The sequence below is a fragment of the Streptomyces sp. NPDC002265 genome, assembly GCF_040296125.1.
Lineage (GTDB): Bacteria > Actinomycetota > Actinomycetes > Streptomycetales > Streptomycetaceae > Streptomyces.
Map to the genome: position 1 here is coordinate 1 of NZ_JBEOWS010000662.1, position 1,903 is coordinate 1,903.

The 1,903-nt window shown below is 70.8% G+C and carries 1 protein-coding gene; it reads right to left on the minus strand.

Features of this window, described 5'->3' with window-relative positions:
* Positions 1–80: 80 nt before the first annotated feature.
* A complete protein-coding gene (locus ABT085_RS46055) occupies positions 81–1,739 on the minus strand; it encodes a cellulase family glycosylhydrolase (RefSeq protein ID WP_351623152.1) in 1,659 nt (552 codons plus the stop codon).
* Positions 1,740–1,903: the final 164 nt, after the last annotated feature.

A 1,903-nucleotide genomic window follows, 5' to 3' on the forward strand; every position in this document is an offset into this window, starting at 1 on the left:
GCGCTCCCCCCCGTGGCCGGGGCCCCCCCGGCGGGGGGGGCCCCCCGCGGGGGGGCCCCCCGGTCGGTGTGGCGGGCGGGTCAGGAGAGCGTGCAGACGCTGCCGTTGAGGGTGAACGCCGTCGGCGCGGTGTTGGTGGCGCCCTTGGTGCCGATGAACCCGACGTCCACCGAGCCCCCCGCGGGGATGGTGGAGGTGTAGGAGGCGGGGACGACGCTCACCGCGGCGCCGCTCTGGGTGGCGGTCCCGCCCCACATGTTGCTGACCGTCTGGCCGTCGGCGAAGGCGAAGGCGAGCTTCCAGCCGTTGAGTGCCGCGGTGCCGGTGTTGCGCAGGGTGAGGCCGGCCTGGAAGCCGCCCGGCCACTCCCCCACGATCCGGTAGGCGACGGAGCAGATCCCGGTGGGCGCGCTGCTCGTGGTGACGTTCACCGTGGCGGAGCGCGCGGAACGGTTCCCGGCGGCGTCGCGGGCGTAGACGGCGAAGGTGTACGCGGTGCTCGCGGTGAGGCCGGTCACGGTGACGGAGGTGGTGGTGGAGGCGGCGGCGTTGGTCTCGGTGCCACCGATGATCCGTACGACGTCGTAGCCGGCGACGCCCACGTTGTCGGTGGCGGCGGTCCAGCCGAGGGTCACCGAGGTGGCCGTCACCGCGGACGCGGCCGGGGTGCCGGGGGTGGTCGGCGCCTGGGTGTCGGCGGAGCCGCCGCCGTAGACGGTGGCCTCCTTGGCGGTCTGGGCGATGCCGTTGACGCCGTTGAAGATGCGCCGGCCCCACGAACTGAGCTGCTTGGGGTCGAAGTCGAGCGCGAGGTCGAGGACCGGGTCGGTGTTGCCGCTCCAGGACCAGGCCAGCCAGCCGAGTCTCAGCTGCTGCGCGGCGGCCATCATGGTGTCCTCGTCCGGGTCGCCGTACTGGTCGGCGGGTCCGCCGAACTCACCGATGACGATGGGCAGTTCGGCGTTGACGAAGGCGTTCAGGTAGTCGGTGATCTCCTGGGCCGTGTCGAACACGCTGTACATGTGGATCGAGAAGACCAGGTTGCCGGTGGTGTCGGCGGAGTAGACGGATCGGGCGTTGGCGCGCATGACGCCCTGCCAGTCCTGGCCCCAGTTGGGCGCGTCCACCATGATCGTGTGCTGGAATCCGGCGTTGCGCAGCTTCTGGACGGCCGCGATCGTGGGCGCGGTCCAGCCGGCCGGGTCGGTGTTGCCCCACGGCTCGTTGCCGATGTTGATGACGATGTAGTTCTCCTGGCCGGCGAGCACGTTCTTCAGGCCGATCCAGTAGTCGGCGGCCTCGTCGAGCGTGCCGGCCGCGCTGTCCTCGCCGTAGCCGGTGGTGTCGTGCACCTCCAGGACGCAGATGAGCCGGTTCGCCTTGCACTGGGCGACGACGTTCGCCACGTCCGTGGCGCTGTTGGCGCTCCAGCGGTGGCCGTCGGCGAGGACGACACGGACGGTGTTGGCGCCCAGCGCCTTGACGTCCGCGAGCGACTGCGTGCGGCTCGGGTACCAGGTGTGGGCGTGGTTGACGCCGCGCATGACGAAGTCGTTCCCGTTGCCCTCCACCAGGCGGCCGTCGGCGACATGGAGGCCGGTGGCGAGGACTCCGGGCGACTGGGCCTGTGCGACGGCCGGGCAGAACAGGCCGAGGAGGACGAGTCCGAGGACGGCGGTCAGCCCGGTCAGCAGATCGGCCAGGGGCTTCTTTCGTGTCGTGCTTCTTGTTGATCTCACTACGACTCCAGGGAGTGAGCGCCAAGAAACTCAGGCATGGGCAAAGGGCGTCGATACGCATGGGAGCGCTCCCATAAAGCCATCATGCCAAGTACACGTCAAGACAGCGGGCGGATCCCCGGCTCGCTCCGGCAGCCGCGCAGGCCCGGACCGGGTGCCGGTCC